A 21,066-nucleotide genomic window follows, 5' to 3' on the forward strand; every position below is an offset into this window, starting at 1 on the left:
CCGCGCCGTCAGCGCACGGGCGAGGTCCCGGCATCCCGCCCGACGACGACACGCACGACCGCGTCGATCGCCGTCTCGAGCGGCCCACGGCCGACCGTCAGCACCCACACGGTGCATCCGACGACGAGACCGAGCGTGAGGGGCCCGAAGAGGTCGAGCGCGCGGATCCCCCACAGATCCGAGGTGTCGCCCAGCACCGCCAGCGCCACGACCGCCCAGACGAGCAGCTGCACGACGTACGCCGTGAGCGGCATCGAACCGACCGCGCGGAGCGGAACCGCGAGCCAGCGCAGCGGCGTGCGGCACAGCAGCAGGCACAGACCGATCACCGCGATCGCGAAGCCGCCCGAACCGATGACCTCTCCGAGCCCCGACGAGTGGGCCTCGGCGGTCAGGACGGCCGCGAGGTACGGGTTCCGGGTCGTCAGCGGCACCGTCGCGAGCGCGAGGCCGTAGCCCGCGAGCGCGAGGGCGGACCCGGCCAAGACGATCAGCGCCTGCTCGGGCAGCAGGCGCAGGTCGAGGCGCCCCAGCCCCATCCCGGCGAGCAGGAACGCGATCCACACGGTGAAGGGGTAGTGCCAGCCCAGCGCGGAGGCGAGTTCGTCACCCCCGCGACCCGACCAGATCGGCGCCGCGTCGAGAACGGGCTGGATCCACGGCATCACGAGAGCCAGTGCCCCGGCCGTGAGGAAGAGACTGCGCGGCCGCATTCCGAGGAACGGCAGCGACAGCGCGAAGAGCAGCGCGTAGGCGGGCAGGATCACGTAGACCGGCACCCCGGTGAGCACGAGCAGGATGCCGATGGCCCAGAGCAGCCCTCCGCGCAGAGCCAGTCGCGCGGAGGCGCGTGCGCGGCGAGATCCCTCGATCGGCCGGGTGCCGCCGGTGACGAGGGAGATCGACACGCCCGCGAGCACCGCGAACAGGATCGACGACCGCCCGTTCACCACGTCGAGCCACGAGGACGGGTCACGCGGGACGAAGTCCTCGATGTCGAGCAGGTGCGCGGCCAGCATGCCCAGGACCGCGAGGCCCCGGGCGAGGTCGACGCCGGCCAGCCGGCCCGGGCCGTCGAAACGGGCCCAGAGCCGACGGGGCCGGGAGGTCAGTTCTGGCGCAGAAGCCACACCAGCAGCGCCTTCTGGGCGTGGAGTCGGTTCTCGGCCTCGTCCCACACGACGCTCTGGGGGCCATCGATGACCTCGGCATCGACCTCGTACCCGCGGTCGGCGGGCAGGCAGTGGATGAAGATCGCGTCGTCGTCGGCCCGGGTCATGAGCTCGCTCGTGACCTTGAAGCCGCCCAGGTCGCGGATGCGCGCGAGCTTCTCCTCCTCTTTGCCCATCGAGACCCAGGTGTCGGTCACGATGACGTCGGCTCCGGATGCCGCGGCCTCGGGGTCGGCGCTGAGGGTGATCGACCCACCGGTCTCGGCGGCGATCCGCTCGGCATCCGCGATCACGTCGGCGCGCGGTGCGTAGTCCGCGGGGGCGGCGACGCGCACGTGCATCCCCGCGGTGACCCCGGCGAGCACGTAGGAGTGGGCCATGTTGCTCTGCCCGTCGCCGAAGAACGACAGGGTCAGACCCTTCAGCTCGCCCTTGTGCTCGCGGATCGTGAGGAGGTCGGCGAGGAGCTGGCACGGGTGGAAGTCGTCGCTGAGCGCGTTGACGACCGGCACGCGCGTTCCCCGCGCCATTTCCTCGAGGCCCGCCTGCGCGTAGGTGCGCCACACGATCGCGGCGACCTGGCGCTCGAGCACCCGTGCGGTGTCGGAGGGGGTCTCCTTGCCGCCCAGCTGGCTGTTCGCCGTCGAGATGATGAGCGGCGAGCCACCGAGGTCGGCGATACCGACCGCGAACGAAACGCGCGTGCGGGTCGATGACTTGTCGAAGATCACCGCGACGGTCTGCGGACCGGCGAGCGGCTTCTGCGCCCAGCGGTCCTTCTTCAGCTCGATCGCGAGGTCGAGGATCTCGGCCTGCTCGGCCGGGGACAGGTCGTCGTCACGCAGCAGGTGGCGGGTCACGCGGGGGCTCCTTCGAGGATCAGGGCATCGGAGACGGTGGCGAGGGCTGCGCCGAACAGGTCGAGGAACGCCGAGATCTCGGCATCCCCGATCGTGAGGGGCGGAGCGATGCGGATCGTGTCGTCGTTGGCGGCGTTGACGATCAGCCCGTGCTGCTGGGCGGCGGCGACCACGGCCTTCGCGACGGGGCTCGTGAGCCCGATCCCGAGCAGCAGGCCACGGCCCCGGACACCGGCGACGAGCGGCGAGCCGAGGGCCGCGATGCCGTCGCGCAGCTCGGTCTCGCGGCGGGCGGCGTTCTCGACGAGACCGGATGCCTCGATCTCCTGCAGCACCGCCCCCCCGACCGCGGTGCCCAGGGCGTTGCCGCCGAAGGTCGAGCCGTGGGTGCCGGGGAAGAACAGGTCGCTCGCGGCGCCGAAGGTGATGAGCGCCCCGATCGGGAAGCCCCCGCCGATGCCCTTGGCCACCGTGATGGCGTCGGGGACGATGCCGGCGTGCTGGAACCCGAACCACGCGCCGGTGCGACCCGCACCCGTCTGGATCTCGTCGATGATGAGCAGGGCGCCGTGGCGCGCGGTGATCTCCCGCGCGGCCTGGAGGTAGCCCTCGGGCAGCTCGACGACGCCGGCCTCGCCCTGGATGGGCTCGACGAGGAGCGCCGCGACCCGGTCGTCGACCGCGGCCTCGAGGGCCTCGATCGTGGCGTCGATGTGCTCGACGCCCGGGACCATCGGCAGGAAGTCGGCTTGGAGCGCGGGCTTGCCGGTCAGGGCAAGAGAGCCCATCGTGCGGCCGTGGAACCCGCCCTTGAGCGTCAGGATGCGCGTGCGGTCGGTGCCGCGGCCGTGCAGGCGGGCGAGCTTGAACGCCGCTTCGTTGGCCTCGGCGCCGGAGTTGCCGAAGTAGACCCGGCCCGACTCCCCCGTGCCCGCGAGGCGCTTGAGCCGCGCGGCGAGCGCGAGCTGCGGAGGGGTGGCGAAGTAGTTCGACACGTGCGCCAGCGTCGAGGCCTGCGCGGTGATCGCCTCGACGAAGGTCGGGTGGGCGTGGCCGAGCGCGTTCACGGCGATGCCGGCGAGGAAGTCGAGGTACTTCGTGCCGTCCGCGTCCCAGACGTACGCGCCCTCACCGCGGACGAACAGCGCCATGCGGTCGCCGAAGCTCCGGACGAGGTCGCGTCCGGCGTCTTCCTGCCATTTCGTGTCCGCGGTCATGCGACCACCTCCGTTCCGATTCCCTTGTTGGTGAAGAGTTCGACGAGTACCGAGTGCGGCACGCGTCCGTCGATGATGGCCGCGGTCGGCACGCCCCCGTCGACGGCGTCGAGGCACGCCTGCATCTTCGGGATCATGCCCGACTCGAGCGTCGGCACCATCGCACGCAGCTCCGTCGAGGTCAGGTGCGACACGAGCGAGTCGCGGTTGGGCCAATCGGCGTAGAGGCCGGGCACGTCGGTCAGGACGACGAGCTTCTTCGCGTTCAGGGCCACCGCGAGCGCCGCCGCCGCGGCATCCGCGTTGACGTTCAGCGAGTTCCCGGGGTGATCGAGGTCGGGCGCGATGCTCGAGACGATCGGCACGCGTCCGGCGGCGAGGTGGTCGAGCACGGGCTGCGGGTCGACGGTGACGACGTCGCCGACGCGGCCCAGGTCGTGCTCGACGCCGTCGACGACGACCCCGCGGCGGCGTCCGCCGAACAGGCCGGCATCCTCTCCGCTGAGTCCCGTGGCGAGCGGACCGTGGGCGTTGACCTTGGCCACGAGCTGCGGGTTGATCTGTCCGGTCAGCACCATGCGCACGACGCTGATGGCCTCGGTCGAGGTGACGCGGTAGCCGCCGCGGAACTCGCTGGGGATGTCGAGGCGGTCGAGCATCGACGAGATCTGCGGGCCGCCGCCGTGCACGACGACGGGTTTGACGCCCACGTAGCGGAGGTAGGCGATGTCGGCGGCGAAGGCGTCCTGCAGCTCGTCGCTGACCATGGCGTTCCCGCCGTACTTCACGACGACGACCTGGTCGCGGTACTTGCGCACCCAGGGCAGCGATTCGACGAGCGTGACCGCCCGCTCGCTGGCTTCGGCGGGATCGGTGTCTTGGAGGTCGACGTGGGTCATGAGGAGTAGGCGCTGTTCTCGTGGACGTAATCGTGCGTGAGGTCGTTGGTGCGGATCGTGGCCGTCGCGTCGCCGACCCGCAGATCGACGATGAGGTCGGTCGCGCGCGGGGTGAGGTCGACGTCCTCGCGGGGACGGTCGGGACCCCCGGCGGTGCACACGCGCACGCCGTTCATCCACACATCCACGTCGTACGGGTCGAAGGCGGCGTCGGTCGTGCCGATCGCGGCGAGCACGCGCCCCCAGTTCGGGTCGTTGCCGAAGATCGCGGCCTTGAAGAGGTTGTTGCGGGCGATCGAGCGCCCCACCTCGACGGCGTCCTCCTCGCTGGCGGCGTTCACGACCTCGATGGTGATGTCGTGGCTGGAACCCTCGGCATCCCCCTGCAGCTGAGCGGCGAGATCGTCGCACACCGCGGTCAGCGCCGCCGTGAACTCGTCGGCGGGAACCCGGATGCCACTGGCCCCACTCACCATCAGCGTGACCTGGTCGTTGGTCGACATGCAGCCGTCGGAATCGAGGCGGTCGAAGCTGACGCGCGTCGCGGCACGGAGGGCGGCGTCCGCCTCGGCCGAGTCGAGGACGACGTCGGTCGTGACGACGACGAGCATGGTCGCGAGGCCCGGAGCCAGCATGCCGGCGCCCTTCGCCATCGCACCGATCGACCAGCCGTCTCCGACGTGCACGGCGCGCTTGGGCTTCGAGTCGGTGGTCATGATCGCGAGCGACGCGTCCTCGCCGCCCTCGGACGACAGCGTCGCGATCCCCTGGTCGACTCCCGCGAGCACCTTCGCCCGGAAGACCTCGTCCCCCGTGCCGATGAGTCCCGTCGAGCACACGAGAACGTCACCGGCGCCGACGCCGAGCAGCTCGGCCGCGCGCTCGGCGGTCTGGTGCGTGGTCTGGAATCCGAACGAGCCGGTGAAGCAGTTCGCGCCGCCGGAGTTGAGCACGATCGCCTCGACGACCCCGTCCTTCACGACCTGCTCCGACCACAGGATCGGGTTCGCCTTGGCGCGGTTGGAGGTGAACACGGCGGCGCCCACCTTCAGGGGACCGCGGTTGACCACGACGGCGACGTCACGCGCGCCCGTCGACTTCAGGCCGACGGCGACTCCGGCCGCCTCGAATCCGGCGGGGGCGGTCACACTCACGGGGCGACTCCGTTCACGGGGAGGGCGGTGGTCTCGGCGAGGCCCAGCGCGATGTTCATGGACTGCACGGCGGCTCCGGCCGTGCCCTTGACGAGATTGTCGACCGCGGCGACGGCGACGACCCGGTTCGCCGCGCGATCGATCGCGAGACCGATCGAGGCGATGTTGGCGCCGAGCACGTCGGCGGTGCGCGGGAAGACGCCCTCGGGAAGCAGGTGGACGAAGGGCTCGTCGGCGTAGGCGTCCTCCCACGCGGCGCGGATCTCGGCATCCGTCGCCCCGTCGCGGATCGGTGCCGACGAGGTCGCGAGGATGCCTCGCGCCATGGGAACGAGGACGGGGGTGAACGAGATCCGGATGCCGTCGGCGGAGGCCCCGGCTGCGGCGAGCGCCTGCCGGATCTCGGGGATGTGGCGGTGCGTGCCGCCGACGGCATAGGGGTTGGCCGTGCCGAGGATCTCGCTCGCGAGGAGGTTGGTCTTCGCGGACTTGCCCGCGCCGCTCGGGCCGACGGCCAGCACCGAGACGATGTCGCCCGGGTCGATGACGCCCGCCGCGACACCGGGGGCCAGGGACAGCGACACGGTCGAGGCGTTGCACCCGGGCGCCGCGATGCGCGTCACCCCGCGGAGGTTCTCGCGCTGCTTGCCGCCCGCGACGGGCAGCTCCGGGACGCCGTACGCCCACGGCTCGGCGTGGGCGCCGCCGTAGAACGCGGCCCAGTCGTCCGACGAGGTGAGCCGGTGGTCGGCTCCGGCGTCGATCACGAGCGGGGTGTCGGCGAGCGCGTCGGTGTACTGCGCGGACTGACCGTGCGGCAGCGCGAGGAAGACGACGTCGTGACCCGCGAGGATCTCGGGGGTCGTCGCCTGCAGCTCGAGGTGCGCGAGCGAGCGCAGGTGAGGTTGGTGGGCGAGAAGCGGCTGACCCGCGCTGGAATGCGCGGTGACGGTGCGGATCTCGACATCGGGATGATCGGCGAGGAGGCGGAGGATCTCGCCGCCCGCATAGCCGGAAGCGCCGGAGACGGCGACCGAGAGGGTCATGTATCTACCTTAGGAGTCGGGGCGGGTGCTGAAATTCAGCGCGTACCGGGGCGGCGACACCCGCATGCCCGACAACCGGCGGACTACGAGGTCGCCGAGACTCGGCGTGCGACCCGACGTCGGCGCAGCGCAGCGGTGCTCACGGAGAGCTCCGAGCTGAACGCGGCGATCGACGACATCTGGCGAGGGTATCCGCCCGCGCGGGTCGGGGGCAAATCACCCTTCGCGGGCCCGTGAGACGGCCCGGCTGGGAAATCGGCCTGCAAATCCTGTCTTGTCCCCCATTTGGGGGACAAGAGGGGGGTATGCTTCAATCCTGCCCTCACCGCTGGTTGCTTCCGACTGCCCCCTTTACCCGCGGTGAGGGCAGTCCACGTCTTCGGGCGGATCCTCGCTTCCTGCCCCGCTCGCGCCGCTCGGCGCGCTCGTCTCGCGCGCGGGTCCGCGCGTACACGACGAGGGCGGGATGCCACGGCCTCCGCCGCGGACACCCCGCCCTCGTCGTGATCTCGACGTCGTTCAGTCGCGGATCGCCGCCCCGAAACGCCCGGCGGCCACCGCGACACCGGCGAGTTTGGCATCCGTCGCCTCCGCCGCCGTGAGCGTGCGGTCCTCGGCGCGGAAGCGCAGGGCGAACGTCAGGCTCTTCGTCCCCTCGGGGAGACCGGAGCCGCGGTAGTCGTCGACCAGGCGGGCCCCCTCGAGGAGCGGAGCGCCGCCCTCGAGGAGCGCCGCGCGCACCGCGCCGGCCGCGACCTCGAGCGGGACGACGAGCGACACGTCCTGCGTCGCCGCCGGGAAGCCGGAGAGGGATGCCGCAACGGGACGCGCCTGCGCGAGCTCGAGCATCGCGTCGAGGTCGAGCTCGGCCACGAGCACGCGGCCCGGCAGATCGGCGTCGGCCGAGACCGTGGGCAGCAGCTCACCGACGTAGCCGATGTCCTGTCCCCCGGCGAGCACCCGGGCGGTGCGTCCGGGGTGCAGGGCGGCGCGCTGCGCCTGCACGAGCTCGATGTCGAGTCCGGCCGCGGCGGTCAGCACGCGCACCGCGTCCACCGCGTCGGCCAGATCGGCCGCGATGGCCGCCTGCCCGGGCTGCTTGGGGACGGTGTGGCCCGTCAGCAGCACGGCGACGTGGCGACGCTGCGGCGGGATCGAGGCATCCAGAGCCGTCAGGGTGGCGGCATCCGGTCGCACCGCCAGCGGCGGAACCGACGAGGTGCCGTACTGTACGCCCGGCTTCGGCAGGAACACCGTGCCGACCTCGAACAGCGCAAGATCGACGATGCCGCGCGAGACGTTGCGGTGGGCGACCTGCAGCATCGCGGGGATGAGCGAGCGGCGCAGGAACGGGGCGAGGCCGTCGAGCGGGTTGGCGAGCTTGACGCTCGGCAGCGTGTCACCCGAGGGCGAGCCGTGCAGCGCGTTCTGCTCTTCGGTGGTGAAGGGGAATGACGGCGTCTCGACGAAACCGGCGGCGGCGAGCGCGTTGGCGACCCGACGGCGACCCTGCTGGGCGCCGGTCAGACCCCGACCCGACGGCGGGGTCGGCAGCACGGAGGGGATGCGGTCGTAGCCCTCGATGCGGGCCACCTCTTCGGCGAGCGTCCACTTGTCGGAGAGGTCGTGACGCCACGACGGCGCGATGACCGACCAGCCGCCGTCGCGTTCCTCGACCGTGCAGCCGATGAGACGCAGGGACGACACGATCTCGTCGTCGGTGTACTCGACGCCGATGAGGCCCGACACGAACCCCGCGGGCAGCGTGATCGCCTCGCGTCGGTATGTCGAGCCGAGCGAGCCCCCGAGCTCCGCGTCGAGGGTGCCCCCGGCGAGCTCGACCATGAGCGAGGCCACGCGCTCGGCCGCCACGTACGGGACGAGCGGGTCGACGCCGCGCTCGAACCGGCGCGACGCCTCGGACGGCAGCTTGTGCCGACGTGCGGTGCGGGCAATCGAGACCTGGTCGAAAGTCGCGGCTTCGATGAGCACGTTGCGGGTCGCGTCGCTCATCTCGGTCGGACCGCCGCCCATGACGCCGGCGAGACCGATCGGCCCCGACTCGTCGGTGATCAGCAGGTCTTCGGCGCTGAGGGTGCGCACCTGGCCGTCGAGGGTCTCGAGCTTCTCGCCCTCTTCCGCGCGACGCACCGTGATGCCGCCCTGCAGGCGGTCGAGGTCATAGCCGTGGATCGGCTGGCCGAGCTCGAGCATGACGTAGTTCGTGATGTCGATCAGCACCCCGAGCGAGCGGATGCCGGCGAGCGACAGGCGCGTGATCATCCACGGCGGCGTCGGACGCGAGGGATCCACGTCGCGCACGATGCGCGCCACGAACTCGCTGGCGCCCTGGCGGCCCCGGATGGGCGCCCGGTCGTCCACAGCGAGCGGGAAGCCCCGCGGAGTGCGCGCGACGGCGTCCTCGTGTCCCGTACCCGGGTCGCGGAACGCCGCTCCCGTGGCGTGGGAGTACTCGCGCGCGACGCCGCGCAGCGACAGCGCGTACCCGCGGTCGGGCGTGACGTTGATCTCGACGGCGATGTCATCCAGGCCCAGCAGGGCGATGGCATCCGTCCCCACCGGCGCATCGATCCCGAGGTCGACCAGACGCAGGATGCCGCTGTGCTCGCTACCGAGCCCCAGCTCCTTCGCCGAGGCGATCATGCCGTCGGACACGTGACCGTAGGTCTTGCGCGCGGCGATGGGGAACGGACCGGGCAGCACCGAGCCGGGCAGAGTCACCACGACCTTGTCGCCCTCGAAGAAGTTGCCGGCACCGCAGACGATGCCGCGCACTCCCCCGTGCTCGTCACCGACGTCGACCTGGCACCAGCGGATGGTCTTGCCGTTCGACTGCGGCTCGGGGGTGAACTCCGTGACCTGCCCCACGACGATGGGGCCCGACAGCTCGAAACGGTGCACGTCTTCTTCTTCGAAGCCGACGGACACGAGCGCCGCGAGGACGTCGTCAGGGGTGGCATCCGCGGGCACGTCGACGTACTCGCGCAACCAGGAGAGCGGGACGCGCATCAGACCACCATTCCGAACTGCTCGCTGAAGCGGACATCGCCCTCGGCCATGTCGCGCATGTCTTGCACGTCGCTGCGGAACATGAGCGTGCGCTCGATGCCCATGCCGAAGGCGAAGCCCGAGTACTCCTCGGGGTCGATGCCGGCCGCCCGCAGGACATTCGGGTTCACCATGCCGCAGCCGCCCCACTCGATCCAGCGCGCCCCGCCCTTGAACGTGGGATGCCACAGGTCGAGCTCGGCGCTCGGCTCGGTGAACGGGAAGAAGTTCGCGCGGAAGCGCGTCTTGGCCTCGGGTCCGAAGAGCACGCGCGCGGCGTGGTCGAGGGTGCCCTTGAGGTGCGCCATCGTGATGCCCTTGTCGATCACGAGACCCTCGAACTGCGTGAACACGGGGAGGTGCGTCGCGTCGAACTCGTCGGTGCGGTACACGCGGCCCGGGCAGAGGACGTAGATCGGCAGGTCGCGCTCGAGCATCGAGCGCACCTGCACGGGGCTCGTGTGCGTGCGCATGACGAGGTGACGGGCGACCGGATCGACGAAGAACGTGTCCTGCATCTGGCGCGCCGGGTGGTCGACGTCGAAGTTCAGCGCGTCGAAGTTGAACCACTCGTGCTCGAGCTCGGGGCCCTCGGCGATCTCCCATCCCATGCCGACGAAGATGTCGGACACCTGCTCCTGCAGGAGGGAGATGGGATGCCGCGCCCCGACGCGCGCGCGCTGCGGCAGGGCCGTGACGTCGATGCGCTCCGCCTCGAGCTGGGCGGCGGTCTCGGCCTCGGCCAGCTCAGTCTCGCGGGCGGCGAGCGCCTGGTTGACCTGCCCGCGGGCCTGGCCGACGAGCTTGCCGAACGCGGCCTTGTGGTCGGGGGCGACGTGGCGCATCTGGGCGTTCAGCCGCGCGAGGGCGGACTGCTCACCGGTGTGAGCTGCGCGGGCGGCTTTCAGGTCGGCCGTGGTCGCGGCCGCGGCGATGGCCGCGAGAGCGGCATCGACGGCGGAGGCGACGGCCTCGGGGGTGATCTCGGGAGCGTCGGACACGAGACCAGAGTCTACCGAGGGGCGGGGACACTCCCCCGCCCCTCGGCCGTCAGATCCCCGAGCCGCCGCGCTGCGCGACGATCAGCTCCGTGTCGGTTCCGCCCTGCTGGGGGGCCTGCACGGCGGCCGCCACCTGCGTGGCGCGCGGCGAGCGGCGTAGGCGCTTCTCCACGAGGTTCGCCACGAACGACAGGATCAGGCAGAGCGCGATGTAAATAATGCCGACCACGATCGTCGCAGGCACGATGGGCGAGCCGACGACCGGCTGTGCGCCGATGTACTTCGCGTAGAACAGCAGCTCGGGGTAGGTGATGACGAAGCCGAGTGCGGTGTCCTTCAGCGTCACGACGAGCTGGGCGATGATCACGGGCATCATGGCGCGCACCGCCTGCGGAAGCAGGACGAGGCGCATCACTCCGGCCTTGCGCAGCCCGATCGCGTAGCCGGCCTCCGCCTGTCCGCGGGGCAGCGATTCGACACCGGCGCGGATGACTTCGGCCAGCACCGAGCCGTTGTAGCAGACGAGCGCGATGACCACGGCCCAGTACGGCTCCATCCGGATGCCGATGACGGGGAAGCCGTAGTACAGCAGGAACATGAAGACCAGCACCGGGATCGCACGGAAGACCTCGATCACCGCGGTGAACGGCCACCGCACCCAGCGGTGGTCGGACAGACGACCGATGGCGAGCAGGAACCCGAGCGCCAGAGCGCCCACCGCCGCGGCGGCGAACGCGGCGAGGGTGGCCCCGGTCGCCTTGAGTATCTCGATCCACACGTTGGTGTAGGTGAACGCCGACCACTTCTGCGCCGTGAACTGGCCCGTGTCGGCGAGGCGCCAGACGAAGAAGCCGACGACCGCGAGCACGACGAGGATCGTCAGCACTCCCAGAATGCGGTTGCGGACGATGGCCTTGGGGCCGGGGACGTCGTACAGGACGCTGCTCATCGGGCGACCCTCCATCGGTTCTCGAGCGTTCGCTGCAGCCAGGAGAGCAGCAGGACGAGCGCGACGAAGACGACCATGATCCACAGGATGACGATGAACGCGTTCTCTCCGCGCTCACTGAGGTAGTTGCGCACCGAACCGATGTTCACGATCGAGAATCCCGCGGCGACAGTGGTGTTCTTCAGCAAGGCGATGAAGACGCTCACCATCGGGGGGATGACCGAGCGGAAGGCCTGCGGGAGGACGATGAGCGACATCACCTGTCCGAAGGTCAGCCCCAGCGCGCGTGCCGCTTCGGCCTGCCCGACGGGCACGGTGTTGACACCCGACCGGATGGCCTCGGCGACGTAGGTCGCGGTATAGATGCCGAGCGCGCAGATGCCGAGAGTCAGCGAGACATCGCCAGTGAGGCGCAGTCCCAGCAGCGGCGGCAATGCGAACACGAAGGCGAAGAACACCAGCGTGAGAGGCGTGTTGCGGATCGCGCTGACGTAGAACGTTCCGACGCCCCGCGCGATCGGTACGGGTGAGACCCGCATCGCGCCGACGATGATGCCGAGAACGAGAGCGAGCGCGCCGCCCGCGAAGAACAGCACGAGCGTGCCGACGAGCGCTTCGCTCCAGATGTCGAGGTTGTCGGTGATGACACCCATGCATGGTCCCTGTCTAGTCGGGGGGTGGGGGTGGCGGGCCGGTCACGGCCCGCCACCCCCGAGGGGATCACTCGTCGGCGGTGGGCTGCTCGCCCTTGATACCGGCGGGAGCGAGGTTCTTCTCGAACAGGGCCGTCCAGACCTCGCCACCGTCGTTGAAGAGGGTGTTGATGTGGTCCTTCAGGACGGTGTCGCCCTTGGGCAGGCCCACGCCGTAACGCTCCTCGCTGAAGGTGTCACCGGCGATCTTGAAGGCCTCGGGCTCCTGGGCGACGTAGCCGGCCAGGATCGCCTGGTCCGTGGTGACGGCGTCGACGGAACCGGCGCGCAGCTGCTCGAGGCACTGCGTGTAGGTGTCGTATTCGACGGTGTCGCCGGGCGAGTACTCGTCACGGATGCGCTGGAGCGGCGTCGAACCGGTCACCGAGCAGACGATCTTGCCCGCCAGGTCGTTCGGGCCCTTGATGTCCTCGTTGTCGGCGGCGACGAGCAGGCCCTGACCCGTGATGAGGTAGGGCCCGGCGAAGTCGATCTGCGCCTTGCGCTTGTCGGTGATCGAGTAGGTGCCGACGTAGTAGTCGATGTTGCCGTTGACGAGCTCCTGCTCGCGGTTGGCCGAGGGGATCGTCTTGTACTCGATCTTGTCGGCGTCGAAGCCGAGCGAGGCCGCGATCCACTGCGAGATCTCGACGTCGAAGCCGCCGCGCTCACCGCTGATCGGATCCTTGAATCCGAGACCGGGCTGGTCTTCCTTCACACCGACGACCACCTTGTCGGCCGCGACCATACGGTCGTAGGTGGGGCTGCCGTCAAGCGAGACGTCGGAGGCGACCTCCCAGAGCTGAGTCGAGTCGGAGCCGCCGCTGGATCCGGCGTCGGGGGCACCGGGGGTACCGCTGTTGCAAGCCGTCAGGGCGAGCAGGCCGGCGGCGAGGACGCCGAGGCCCGCGAGAGTACGTGTCTTACGCATGTGATGTCTCCTTGGTTACGTGTGCTGTGCGGATAAGGGTCGATGACGGCGCGTTCGGGTCGGCCGGGGGGGGGGGGGGACGCGAGTGGGCGATGAACCTCCTTGTTCGTCGCCTTTCAGATCAGTGTGTGATCAGCTTCGAAAGGAAGTCCTTGGCGCGATCCGACTCCGGGTGCGTGAAGAACTGCTCGGGAGAGGCCTGCTCCACGATCTGCCCGTCGGCCATGAAGACCACGCGGTTGGCGGCCTTGCGCGCGAACCCCATCTCGTGCGTGACGACGATCATGGTCATGCCGTCCTTGGCGAGACCGACCATCACGTCGAGCACCTCGTTGATCATCTCGGGGTCGAGGGCCGAGGTCGGCTCGTCGAAGAGCATGACCTTCGGCTTCATCGCGAGAGCCCGGGCGATCGCTACGCGCTGCTGCTGACCGCCCGAGAGCTGGGCGGGGAGCTTGTCGGCCTGGTGCCCGACGCCGACGCGCTCCAGCAGCGCACGCGCCTCTTTCTCGGCATCCGCCTTCTTGAGCTTGCGCACCTTCATCGGGCCGAGGGTGACGTTCTCGAGGATCGTCAGGTGCGCGAAGAGGTTGAACGACTGGAAGACCATGCCGACGTCGGCACGCAGCTTCGCCAGGCCTTTCCCCTCCGCAGGAAGCGGCGTCCCATCGATCGTGATCGACCCGCTGGTGATCGTCTCCAGACGGTTGATCGTGCGGCAGAGCGTCGACTTGCCCGATCCGGACGGACCGATCACGACGACGACCTCGCCGCGGTCGACGGTCAGGTTGATGTCTTTCAGCGCCTGGAACTGGCCGTAGTGCTTCTGCACATCGGAGACGACGACGAGGGGCTCGGAGCCCGCCGGGGGAACGGATGCCATGGGTTCACCCTATGAGAGCGACCCGCCGGCGACCACCTCGGAACGCGCGCCTTAACCGTTCTGTAACAGCGGACCTACCGCGCGCGCTGCGCGAAAGCGGTCTCGTAGAGGCACACACTCGCCGCTGTCGCGAGGTTCAGCGACTCGGCGCGACCGAAGATCGGGAGGCGCAGCGAGAGGTCGGCGTGGGCGAGCGCCGCCTCGTCGAGCCCGCGCGCTTCGTTGCCGAAGAGCCACGCCGTGGGCTCGGAGAGAAGATCCCGGGATGCCAGGAAGTCGCCGCCGTCGACATCGGCGGCGACCACCCGGAGGCCAGCCTCGTGGACCCGCTCGACGACATGGGCGAGTTCGAGATCGACGGCCACCGGGAGGTGGAAGAGCGAACCGGTCGTGGAGCGCACGACCTTCGGGTTGTACGGGTCGACGGTGCGACCGGTGAGGACGACCGCGTCGGCGCCGGCCGCGTCCGCGGCGCGGATGATGGTGCCGAGATTGCCGGGATCCCGGACCTCTTCGCAGATCGCGATGAGGCGGGGGCTGCCGGCCAGGACGTCCTTCAACGCGGTCGGCGACTGCCGGGCCACCGCGACGATGCCCTGGGGGGTCACCGTGTCGGCCATGGCATCCAGGACCGCTTCGGTCGTGTACTGCAGATCGACGCCGGCCTTCTCCGCCGCGTCACGGACATCGGTGTGCTTCTCGAGCGCGGTGGGCGTCGCATAAAGCTCGAGCACGGTCTCGGGTGCCCACGCGAGAGCCTCTCGCGCGGCCTGCGGACCCTCGAGGAGGAAGAGGCCGGTCTCTTGCCGGGCGGCGCGCTTGCTGAGCTTTGCCACGGCGCGCACCCGCGGCGAACGGGGGTTCTCGAGCACGTCCTCAGTGTATGGCCAGGACGGCATGAACCCCGGATGCCGCGCGGAAACGACGAACGGGCGCCCTCCGGAGAGGACGCCCGTTCGGGACGAGGACGCGTCTTACGCGGTCTTCGGAGCGTTGACGTCGCTGGGCAGCGCCGCCTTCGCGGTCTGGACCAGCGAGGCGAACACGGCGGGCTCGTTCACGGCGAGCTCGGCGAGCATACGACGGTCGACCTGCACACCCGCGAGGCCGAGGCCCTGGATGAAGCGGTTGTACGTGAGGCCGTTCTGGCGGGACGCGGCGTTGATGCGCTGGATCCACAGACGACGGAAGTCGCCCTTGCGCTTGCGACGGTCGCGGTACGCGTAGACGAGGGAGTGGGTGACCTGCTCCTTGGCCTTGCGGTACAGGCGCGAACGCTGACCGCGGTAACCGGATGCGCGCTCGAGGATGACGCGACGCTTCTTGTGGGCGTTTACTGCCCGCTTGACTCTAGCCATTTCTGTTTCTTCCTAACGTGCGTCGGCGCTCAGAGACCGAGGAGCTTCTTGGCGACCTTCGAGTCACCCTTGGCCAGGACCTGCTCCTGGTTCAGACGGCGGGTGCGCTTCGAGGCCTTGCCTTCGAGGTTGTGGCGCATGCCGGCCTGCTGCTTCATGAGCTTGCCGCTACCGGTCAGCTTGAAGCGCTTCTTGGCGCCCGAGTGGGTCTTCTGCTTCGGCATCTGTCTTCCTTCGTTGGGGTTCCCGACGGAGCGGGAGTCTGGAGGCTTTACTCGGCGGGGGCCGAGGTGGGCGTTTCTTCCGAGTCCGAGTCGCCGCGGGCCGCGCTGCGCGCCGCCTCACGGTTCGCCGCGCGCTGCGCGTTCTGCTCGGTCTTGACCTCGGACTTGTTCTTGTGAGGAGCGACCACCATCACCATGTTGCGGCCGTCGATCGTGGGGTTCGACTCGACGGTGCCGAACTCGGCGACGTCTTCCGCGAACTTGCGGAGCAGGCGCACACCCTGCTCGGGACGCGACTGCTCGCGACCGCGGAACAGGATCATGGCCTTCACCTTGTCGCCCGCCTGGAGGAATCCCTCGGCGCGCTTGAGCTTGGTGATGTAGTCGTGAGCCTCGATCTTCAGACGGAATCGAACCTCTTTGAGGACCGTGTTCGCCTGGTTACGACGCGTTTCCTTGGCCTTCTGAGCGGCTTCGTACTTGAACTTGCCGTAGTCCATGATCTTGACCACGGGAGGCTTCGAGCTCGGCGCAACCTCGACCAGGTCGAGGTCCGCTTCCTGGGCCAGGCGCAGCGCAGCTTCGATTCGGACGATGCCGACCTGCTCGCCGTTGGGTCCGACGAGACGGACCTCCGGGACTCGGATGCGCTCGTTGGTGCGGGGATCGCTGATGCGGAACTCCTCTTGTGTGCGGGTGGTGGCCGCCGCGATTCGGTGAAATCGCGGGCGAAGAGGAGTACACACGCCACCCGGCACGGTGCTTTCAGCACCGGCTTCTGCACCCAGACGACCCCGTGCGAAACGGAGCGGAGTGCGGGAACCCGGTAGCCTGGAGCGGCAAGCGCGGGTGGGATGTGATCCTCTTTCGTACGGAGTGAGACACTCCGAAGCCCGCCATAGTCTAGCAGAGAGATTCCCGTGGACACGATCCCCTCCGACCAGCCCGCCGACGACCACACCGCGCACCGCCACGGAGCCGAAGACGAGCGTCTCGCCCGCTGGGAGGAGCAGGAGCGTGCGGCCTCTTCCGCCACCCGCGACATCGCCGACGTCCCCGCCGTCGAGGTCATCACGACGGCCGCCGTCCACCTCATGAGCGCCGCAGCCGTCAAGACCGGCCTGGCCGACGACCCGGCGCAGCAGCTCGACCTCGACGAGGCCCGCAAGCTCATCAACGCCCTCGCCGGTCTCATCACCGCGGGCGCGCCCGAGATCAGCGACATGCACGCCCGGTCGCTCCGCGACGGCCTGCGATCGCTGCAGCTCGCCTTCCGTGAGGCGTCGACGATCCAGGACCCCATCGGTAAGGGGCCGGGCGAGAAGTGGACGGGTCCCGTCACGTAAGGCGCTCGTTCTGGGGTACCGGACTACGGGGGTGCCCCTTCCCAAGTCGAGAGCAGGGCCCCTACCCCGATTGCCTCGGGAGAATGGCATCCCTCCGCCCTGCGCCGCCGCAGGACGGCTTCTCCGTGACACCCGTGGGGGTATGAGAGCGCCGAGAGGTCCCTGAGCCTGTCGAAGGGACCGGGGTGCGACGCTGTGCGGGCTTGACGCGAGCGGTGGATGAGGGCGCACCCCGAGTCCGCTCCCTCGCGGTCAGGTGTCGGTGCTGCGGTGCAGCTTCACCGTGAGGGAGTCCACCAGAACGGCAATGCGGTCATCGGCGGACCAGCGGCGCGCGAGGCGGGCGAGGACGGCATCCAACTCCTCCTGCTCCAGGCCCGACATCAACTGCAGGTGGACGACGAGTTCGGGGCCGCGCAGACGCCCGGAGGGATCGCCCGACTCGACGGCGAGGTCGAGGACCGCCAGCTCGCCCGAGATGCTCTCCTGGAGCCCCGTGAAGATGGTCGGCGACGTGTGCGCCGGCTCCCACGTCTCCCCCTGCGCGATCGCCCAGACCGCGGGACGGCGCAGCACGAACTCCGTCTCGGAGGCGGGGTCGATCACGATCAGCTCGGTGTCCTCGGATGCCGCGGCCAAGGCCGTGCGGCGCCCGTCGGCGGGAACAGGCCGGGCCGTGGCATCCCACGTCTGCAAGGCGGTCACCGACGTGAACACCGGCAGCACCTTGCGCCCGTCGGGGGCGGCGACCGTGACGATCGACAGCTCCTGGGTCTTGTCGACCTCGAGGCCGTGAGCGCCGATGCCGTGGTCGCCCTTCTCGGCGACGAGGGGGATCAGCAGTCGCGCGTCGCGATACGCGTCGACGACCGCGCGCGCGTCTCCCTCGCCAGCACGGAACGCGAGAAGCGCGGCGAGCAGCGCGGGATCGGCGGAGCCGTCATCACCGGAGTGCGGGTTGGCTTGGAAGCTGCGCCCCTCCCAGGGCACTCCGGCCGAGTCCGCCCCGTGGCCGTGAGGGCCGTGCTCGTGAGAGCCGTGCTCGTGAGCGCTGTGGTCGCGCGGATCGTCAGTGTCCGGCGACATCCAGTGCCTCGGCCAGCGTGAACTGGCCCGCGTAGAGCGCCTTGCCGACGATCGCGCCCTCGACTCCGAGGGGCACGAGCTCGCGCAGCGCCGCGATGTCGTCGAGGCTCGAGACGCCGCCCGAGGCGACGATCGGCTTGGGGGTGCGCTGGGTCATCTCGCGCAGCAGCTCGATGTTCGGGCCGCGCAGCGTGCCGTCCTTCGTGACGTCGGTGACGACGTAGCGGCTGCAGCCGGCGTCTTCGAGGCGCTCGAGTACCGTCCAGAGGTCACCGCCGTCGCGCGTCCAGCCGCGGGCGGCCAGGGTCGTGCCGCGCACGTCGAGACCGACGGCGATGGCCTCACCGTAACGGTTGATGACGTCGGCGGCCCATTCGGGGTTCTCGAGCGCCGCGGTGCCGAGGTTGATGCGGCTCGCGCCGCTCTCGAGCGCAGCCTCGAGCGAACGGTCGTCGCGGATGCCGCCGGAGAGCTCGACCTGCACGCCCTTGACCTGCTTGATGACCTTGCGCATGACGTTCGCATTGCTGCCGCGACCGAAGGCTGCATCCAGGTCCACGAGGTGGATCCACTGCGCGCCCTGGCGGGCGAAGTCCGCCGCCGCGTCGACGGGGTCTCCATAGCTCGTCTCGGTGCCCGCCTCCCCCTGGGTCAAGCGGACGGCCTTGCCGTCGGCGACATCGACCGCCGGAAGCAGCACAAGTTCGGGCGTGGACGCGAAATCGTTCATGGCTCCTCGGACCCGTCGGCGCATCTCGCCGAGCCTGGGCACGAGGTCACACAGTAGTCGGGCGCAGCCCGTCGATCCAATTGGCCAGGAGCCGGATGCCGGCTTCGCCCGACTTCTCGGGATGGAACTGCGTCGCCGACAACGGGCCGTTCTCGACGGCCGCGAGGAACGGCGCCCCGTACGTGCACCACGTCAACACGGGCTCGGGGAACGGCGGCGTGACCTCGAGCGACCACTCCTGCGCCGCGTACGAGTGCACGAAGTAGAAGCGTTCGTTCTCGATCCCGTCGAACAGGCGCGATCCGGTTCCGGATGCCACGGTGTTCCACCCCATGTGCGGGAGCACGGGGGCTTCGAGCTCGGCGACGGTCCCCGGCCATTCGCCGAGTCCTTCCGTGTCGGCGCCGCGCTCGATACCGCGCTCGAACATGACCTGCATGCCCACGCAGATTCCGAGGACGGGACGCCCACCGGCGAGACGGCGGTCGATGATCTCCCCTCCGCGACTGTCGTTCAGCGCACCCATCACGGCGCTGTACGCACCGACCCCGGGGACGAGAAGACCGTCGGCGTCGAGTAGCAGCGACCGATCGGACGTCAGACGCGCGTCTGCGCCCGCTTCGATCAGTGCCTTGACGGCCGAGTGGACGTTGCCGGAACCGTAATCGAGGACGGCAACGACCGGCTTGCGCGTCATAGGGCGCCCTTGGTGCTCGGGATGCCGTCGACGAGCGGGTCGAGAGCCTTGGCCTGGCGGAACGCGCGCGCGAGCGCCTTGTACTCGGCCTCGGCGATGTGGTGCGGGTCGCGCCCGCCGAGGACCCGCACGTGCACGGTCAGCCCCGCGTGGATCGCGATGGCCTCGAACGAGTGCCGCACGAGCGAGCCGGTGAAGTGGCCGCCGATGAGGTGGTGCTCGAACCCGGCGGGCTCCCCCGTGTGCACGAGGTAGGGTCGCCCGCTGATGTCCACGACAGCCTGCGCCAGGGCCTCGTCGAGCGGGACGAGGGCGTCGCCGTACCGGGCGATGCCCGACTTGTCGCCGAGCGCCTGACGGATGGCCTGGCCGAGCACGATCGACGTGTCCTCGACCGTGTGGTGCGCATCGATGTGCGTGTCGCCGGTCGCCCGCACGCGAAGGTCCGTCAGCGAGTGTTTCGCGAACGCCGTGAGCATGTGGTCGAAGAACGGCACCGTCGTCTGGATGTCGCTCGCGCCGCGACCGTCGAGGTCGAGCTCGAGCTCGATGCGCGACTCACTCGTCTCCCGGGTGATCGAGGCGGTGCGGGGCGTGGCGGGGCCGGTCATGATCGCGATCCTACCGAGGCGAGTGCGTCGAGGAACGCGGTCGTCTCGTCGGCGGTGCCGGCCGTCACCCGCAGGTGGTGAGCGATGCCGACGTCGCGGATCAGGACCCCGCGGTCGTAGAGCGCCTTCCAGGTGGCAGCGGGGTCTTCGACGCCGCCGAAGAGCACGAAGTTCGTCCACGACTCGTGCGCGGAGTAGCCGAGAGCGGAGACGGTGGCGGAGATCCGGTCACGCTGGGCGACGATCTCATCGACCATGGACAGCATCGTGTCGGCGTGGCTCAGCGCAGCGGTCGCCGCCGCCTGGGTGAGGGCACTGAGGTGGTACGGGAGTCGGACGAGCCGGAGGGCGTCGACGAGGGCCGGATCGGCGGCGAGATAGCCCACCCGCGCACCCGCGAACGCGAACGCCTTGCTCATCGTGCGCGAGATCACAAGACGAGGACGGTCGGTCAGGAGCGTGACCGCCGAGGGCTCGTCGCGCGGAGCGAACTCCTGGTACGCCTCATCGACGATGACGATGCCGTCGGTGGCCTCGTAGACCGCCTCGACGACGTCGAGCCGAAGCGGCGTCCCGGTCGGATTGTTGGGCGCGCAGAGGAAGACGATGTCGGGACGGTGCTCGCGCACCTGCGCCGCAGCGAACTCGGGACTCAGGGTGAAGTCGTGCTCCCGCTCCCCCGCGATCCAGCGCGCACCCGTGGAGCGCGTCAGGATCGGGTACATCGAGTAGGTGGGAGCGAATCCCATCGCCGTGCGGCCGGGCCCCCCGAAGGCCTGCAGAATGTGCTGCAGCACCTCGTTGGAGCCGTTCGCGGCCCAGATCTGCTCGGGGCTCAGGCCGTGGCCGAGGTACCCGGCGAAGGCCTCTCGGAGTCCCGTGAACTCGCGGTCGGGGTAGCGGTTGACGTCGCGCAAGGCCCGAGCGACGGCATCCAGGATGTCGTCCGCCACCTCGGACGGAACCGGATGCGTGTTCTCGTTCACGTTGAGAGCCACCGGGAGAGCCGCCTGCGGGGCACCGTAGGGTGTCATCCCGCGGAGATCGTCGCGGAGAGGCAGGTCATCGAGGCGCACAGTCACCCCACCCATGGTAGGCGGCCGGGGAACCGGCGCGTCGCGGAAGCGTCAGCTCAGGACGG

22 protein-coding genes are annotated in these 21,066 nt (G+C 69.9%); 1 reads left to right on the top strand and 21 read right to left on the bottom strand.

From position 1 onward, the window contains the following. Positions 1 to 8 precede the first annotated feature (8 nt). The 16 genes from MTES_RS01315 to infC form a co-directional block, all read right to left on the bottom strand. Positions 9 to 1,130 (bottom strand): heparan-alpha-glucosaminide N-acetyltransferase domain-containing protein, encoded by a 1,122-nt coding sequence (locus tag MTES_RS01315; protein ID WP_013583360.1) that lies wholly within the window; start codon positions 1,128 to 1,130, stop codon positions 9 to 11. Beyond that, positions 1,109 to 2,032 (bottom strand): ornithine carbamoyltransferase, encoded by a 924-nt coding sequence (gene argF, locus MTES_RS01320; protein ID WP_013583361.1) that lies wholly within the window; start codon positions 2,030 to 2,032, stop codon positions 1,109 to 1,111. Before argF ends, MTES_RS01315 begins: the two co-directional genes overlap by 22 nt. Beyond that, positions 2,029 to 3,249: an acetylornithine transaminase gene (locus MTES_RS01325; protein ID WP_013583362.1), complete on the bottom strand. Its 1,221-nt coding sequence runs from the start codon at positions 3,247 to 3,249 to the stop codon at positions 2,029 to 2,031. The genes argF and MTES_RS01325 overlap by 4 nt, the downstream gene beginning before the upstream one ends. Continuing rightward, a complete protein-coding gene (gene argB / locus MTES_RS01330; RefSeq protein ID WP_013583363.1) occupies positions 3,246 to 4,148 on the bottom strand; it encodes an acetylglutamate kinase in 903 nt (300 codons plus the stop codon). Before argB ends, MTES_RS01325 begins: the two co-directional genes overlap by 4 nt. Next, the gene (gene argJ, locus MTES_RS01335; protein WP_013583364.1) at positions 4,145 to 5,302 is read right to left on the bottom strand and encodes a bifunctional glutamate N-acetyltransferase/amino-acid acetyltransferase ArgJ; all 1,158 of its coding nucleotides are present in this window, start codon (positions 5,300 to 5,302) and stop codon (positions 4,145 to 4,147) included. The genes argB and argJ overlap by 4 nt, the downstream gene beginning before the upstream one ends. After that, entirely contained in the window at positions 5,299 to 6,348 is a 1,050-nt protein-coding gene (argC, locus tag MTES_RS01340) for an N-acetyl-gamma-glutamyl-phosphate reductase (RefSeq protein ID WP_013583365.1), read from the bottom strand. The genes argJ and argC overlap by 4 nt, the downstream gene beginning before the upstream one ends. A 519-nt stretch (positions 6,349 to 6,867) precedes the next feature. After that, complete coding sequence (gene pheT / locus MTES_RS01345) at positions 6,868 to 9,378, bottom strand: phenylalanine--tRNA ligase subunit beta (RefSeq protein WP_013583367.1); 2,511 nt, start codon at positions 9,376 to 9,378, stop codon at positions 6,868 to 6,870. After that, positions 9,378 to 10,418, bottom strand: a complete 1,041-nt coding sequence (gene pheS, locus MTES_RS01350) for a phenylalanine--tRNA ligase subunit alpha (protein WP_013583368.1) — start codon at positions 10,416 to 10,418, stop codon at positions 9,378 to 9,380. Before pheS ends, pheT begins: the two co-directional genes overlap by 1 nt. A 49-nt stretch (positions 10,419 to 10,467) precedes the next feature. Further along, a complete protein-coding gene (locus MTES_RS01355) occupies positions 10,468 to 11,367 on the bottom strand; it encodes an amino acid ABC transporter permease (RefSeq protein WP_013583369.1) in 900 nt (299 codons plus the stop codon). Next, positions 11,364 to 12,020, bottom strand: coding sequence for an amino acid ABC transporter permease (locus tag MTES_RS01360; RefSeq protein ID WP_013583370.1), 657 nt, complete (start codon positions 12,018 to 12,020; stop codon positions 11,364 to 11,366). The genes MTES_RS01355 and MTES_RS01360 overlap by 4 nt, the downstream gene beginning before the upstream one ends. A gap of 67 nt (positions 12,021 to 12,087) precedes the next feature. Then, positions 12,088 to 12,990 carry a glutamate ABC transporter substrate-binding protein gene (locus tag MTES_RS01365; protein WP_013583371.1) on the bottom strand — a complete coding sequence of 301 codons (903 nt, stop codon included), beginning with the start codon at positions 12,988 to 12,990 and terminating at the stop codon, positions 12,088 to 12,090. Positions 12,991 to 13,111: 121 nt separating this feature from the next. Beyond that, positions 13,112 to 13,873 (bottom strand): amino acid ABC transporter ATP-binding protein, encoded by a 762-nt coding sequence (locus MTES_RS01370; protein ID WP_013583372.1) that lies wholly within the window; start codon positions 13,871 to 13,873, stop codon positions 13,112 to 13,114. A 74-nt stretch (positions 13,874 to 13,947) separates the two neighbouring features. Next, positions 13,948 to 14,745, bottom strand: coding sequence for a TrmH family RNA methyltransferase (locus MTES_RS01375; protein ID WP_013583373.1), 798 nt, complete (start codon positions 14,743 to 14,745; stop codon positions 13,948 to 13,950). A gap of 102 nt (positions 14,746 to 14,847) precedes the next feature. Next, the gene (rplT, locus tag MTES_RS01380) at positions 14,848 to 15,231 is read right to left on the bottom strand and encodes a 50S ribosomal protein L20 (RefSeq protein WP_013583374.1); all 384 of its coding nucleotides are present in this window, start codon (positions 15,229 to 15,231) and stop codon (positions 14,848 to 14,850) included. Positions 15,232 to 15,260: 29 nt separating this feature from the next. Then, complete coding sequence (rpmI, locus tag MTES_RS01385) at positions 15,261 to 15,455, bottom strand: 50S ribosomal protein L35 (RefSeq protein ID WP_013583375.1); 195 nt, start codon at positions 15,453 to 15,455, stop codon at positions 15,261 to 15,263. A gap of 47 nt (positions 15,456 to 15,502) precedes the next feature. Next, positions 15,503 to 16,168: a translation initiation factor IF-3 gene (gene infC, locus MTES_RS01390; RefSeq protein WP_080575466.1), complete on the bottom strand. Its 666-nt coding sequence runs from the start codon at positions 16,166 to 16,168 to the stop codon at positions 15,503 to 15,505. 207 nt (positions 16,169 to 16,375) lie between these two features. Between infC and MTES_RS01395 the strand changes: the two genes are divergently transcribed. After that, positions 16,376 to 16,801, top strand: a complete 426-nt coding sequence (locus tag MTES_RS01395; RefSeq protein ID WP_013583377.1) for a DUF1844 domain-containing protein — start codon at positions 16,376 to 16,378, stop codon at positions 16,799 to 16,801. Positions 16,802 to 17,053: 252 nt separating this feature from the next. Here MTES_RS01395 and MTES_RS01400 read toward each other — a convergent pair whose 3' ends face one another. From MTES_RS01400 to MTES_RS01420, 5 genes are read right to left on the bottom strand one after another with little or no spacing between them, the layout of a single operon-like run. Continuing rightward, complete coding sequence (locus MTES_RS01400; RefSeq protein WP_013583378.1) at positions 17,054 to 17,887, bottom strand: SseB family protein; 834 nt, start codon at positions 17,885 to 17,887, stop codon at positions 17,054 to 17,056. Continuing rightward, positions 17,871 to 18,617 (bottom strand): bifunctional 1-(5-phosphoribosyl)-5-((5-phosphoribosylamino)methylideneamino)imidazole-4-carboxamide isomerase/phosphoribosylanthranilate isomerase PriA, encoded by a 747-nt coding sequence (priA, locus tag MTES_RS01405; RefSeq protein ID WP_013583379.1) that lies wholly within the window; start codon positions 18,615 to 18,617, stop codon positions 17,871 to 17,873. Before priA ends, MTES_RS01400 begins: the two co-directional genes overlap by 17 nt. A 46-nt stretch (positions 18,618 to 18,663) precedes the next feature. Further along, positions 18,664 to 19,314 (bottom strand): imidazole glycerol phosphate synthase subunit HisH, encoded by a 651-nt coding sequence (gene hisH, locus MTES_RS01410; protein WP_013583380.1) that lies wholly within the window; start codon positions 19,312 to 19,314, stop codon positions 18,664 to 18,666. Continuing rightward, positions 19,311 to 19,925, bottom strand: coding sequence for an imidazoleglycerol-phosphate dehydratase HisB (hisB, locus tag MTES_RS01415; protein ID WP_013583381.1), 615 nt, complete (start codon positions 19,923 to 19,925; stop codon positions 19,311 to 19,313). Before hisB ends, hisH begins: the two co-directional genes overlap by 4 nt. Then, positions 19,922 to 21,016 (bottom strand): histidinol-phosphate transaminase, encoded by a 1,095-nt coding sequence (locus MTES_RS01420; protein WP_193374907.1) that lies wholly within the window; start codon positions 21,014 to 21,016, stop codon positions 19,922 to 19,924. The genes hisB and MTES_RS01420 overlap by 4 nt, the downstream gene beginning before the upstream one ends. Between the last annotated feature and the right edge of the window lie 50 nt (positions 21,017 to 21,066).

Origin of the sequence: Microbacterium testaceum StLB037, assembly GCF_000202635.1 — a bacterium.
GTDB classification, from domain to species: Bacteria; Actinomycetota; Actinomycetes; order Actinomycetales; family Microbacteriaceae; genus Microbacterium; species Microbacterium testaceum_F.

Coding starts and splice junctions, on each gene's coding strand:
- MTES_RS01360 (WP_013583370.1), bottom strand. CDS start 12,020: ATGGGTGTCATCACCGACAACCTCGACATCTGGAGCGAAGCGCTCGTC.
- pheT (WP_013583367.1), bottom strand. CDS start 9,378: ATGCGCGTCCCGCTCTCCTGGTTGCGCGAGTACGTCGACGTGCCCGCG.
- MTES_RS01365 (WP_013583371.1), bottom strand. CDS start 12,990: ATGCGTAAGACACGTACTCTCGCGGGCCTCGGCGTCCTCGCCGCCGGC.
- priA (WP_013583379.1), bottom strand. CDS start 18,617: ATGAACGATTTCGCGTCCACGCCCGAACTTGTGCTGCTTCCGGCGGTC.
- MTES_RS01400 (WP_013583378.1), bottom strand. CDS start 17,887: ATGTCGCCGGACACTGACGATCCGCGCGACCACAGCGCTCACGAGCAC.
- MTES_RS01370 (WP_013583372.1), bottom strand. CDS start 13,873: ATGGCATCCGTTCCCCCGGCGGGCTCCGAGCCCCTCGTCGTCGTCTCC.
- argB (WP_013583363.1), bottom strand. CDS start 4,148: ATGACCCACGTCGACCTCCAAGACACCGATCCCGCCGAAGCCAGCGAG.
- MTES_RS01355 (WP_013583369.1), bottom strand. CDS start 11,367: ATGAGCAGCGTCCTGTACGACGTCCCCGGCCCCAAGGCCATCGTCCGC.
- rpmI (WP_013583375.1), bottom strand. CDS start 15,455: ATGCCGAAGCAGAAGACCCACTCGGGCGCCAAGAAGCGCTTCAAGCTG.
- argC (WP_013583365.1), bottom strand. CDS start 6,348: ATGACCCTCTCGGTCGCCGTCTCCGGCGCTTCCGGCTATGCGGGCGGC.
- MTES_RS01420 (WP_193374907.1), bottom strand. CDS start 21,016: ATGGGTGGGGTGACTGTGCGCCTCGATGACCTGCCTCTCCGCGACGAT.
- MTES_RS01325 (WP_013583362.1), bottom strand. CDS start 3,249: ATGACCGCGGACACGAAATGGCAGGAAGACGCCGGACGCGACCTCGTC.
- hisB (WP_013583381.1), bottom strand. CDS start 19,925: ATGACCGGCCCCGCCACGCCCCGCACCGCCTCGATCACCCGGGAGACG.
- hisH (WP_013583380.1), bottom strand. CDS start 19,314: ATGACGCGCAAGCCGGTCGTTGCCGTCCTCGATTACGGTTCCGGCAAC.
- rplT (WP_013583374.1), bottom strand. CDS start 15,231: ATGGCTAGAGTCAAGCGGGCAGTAAACGCCCACAAGAAGCGTCGCGTC.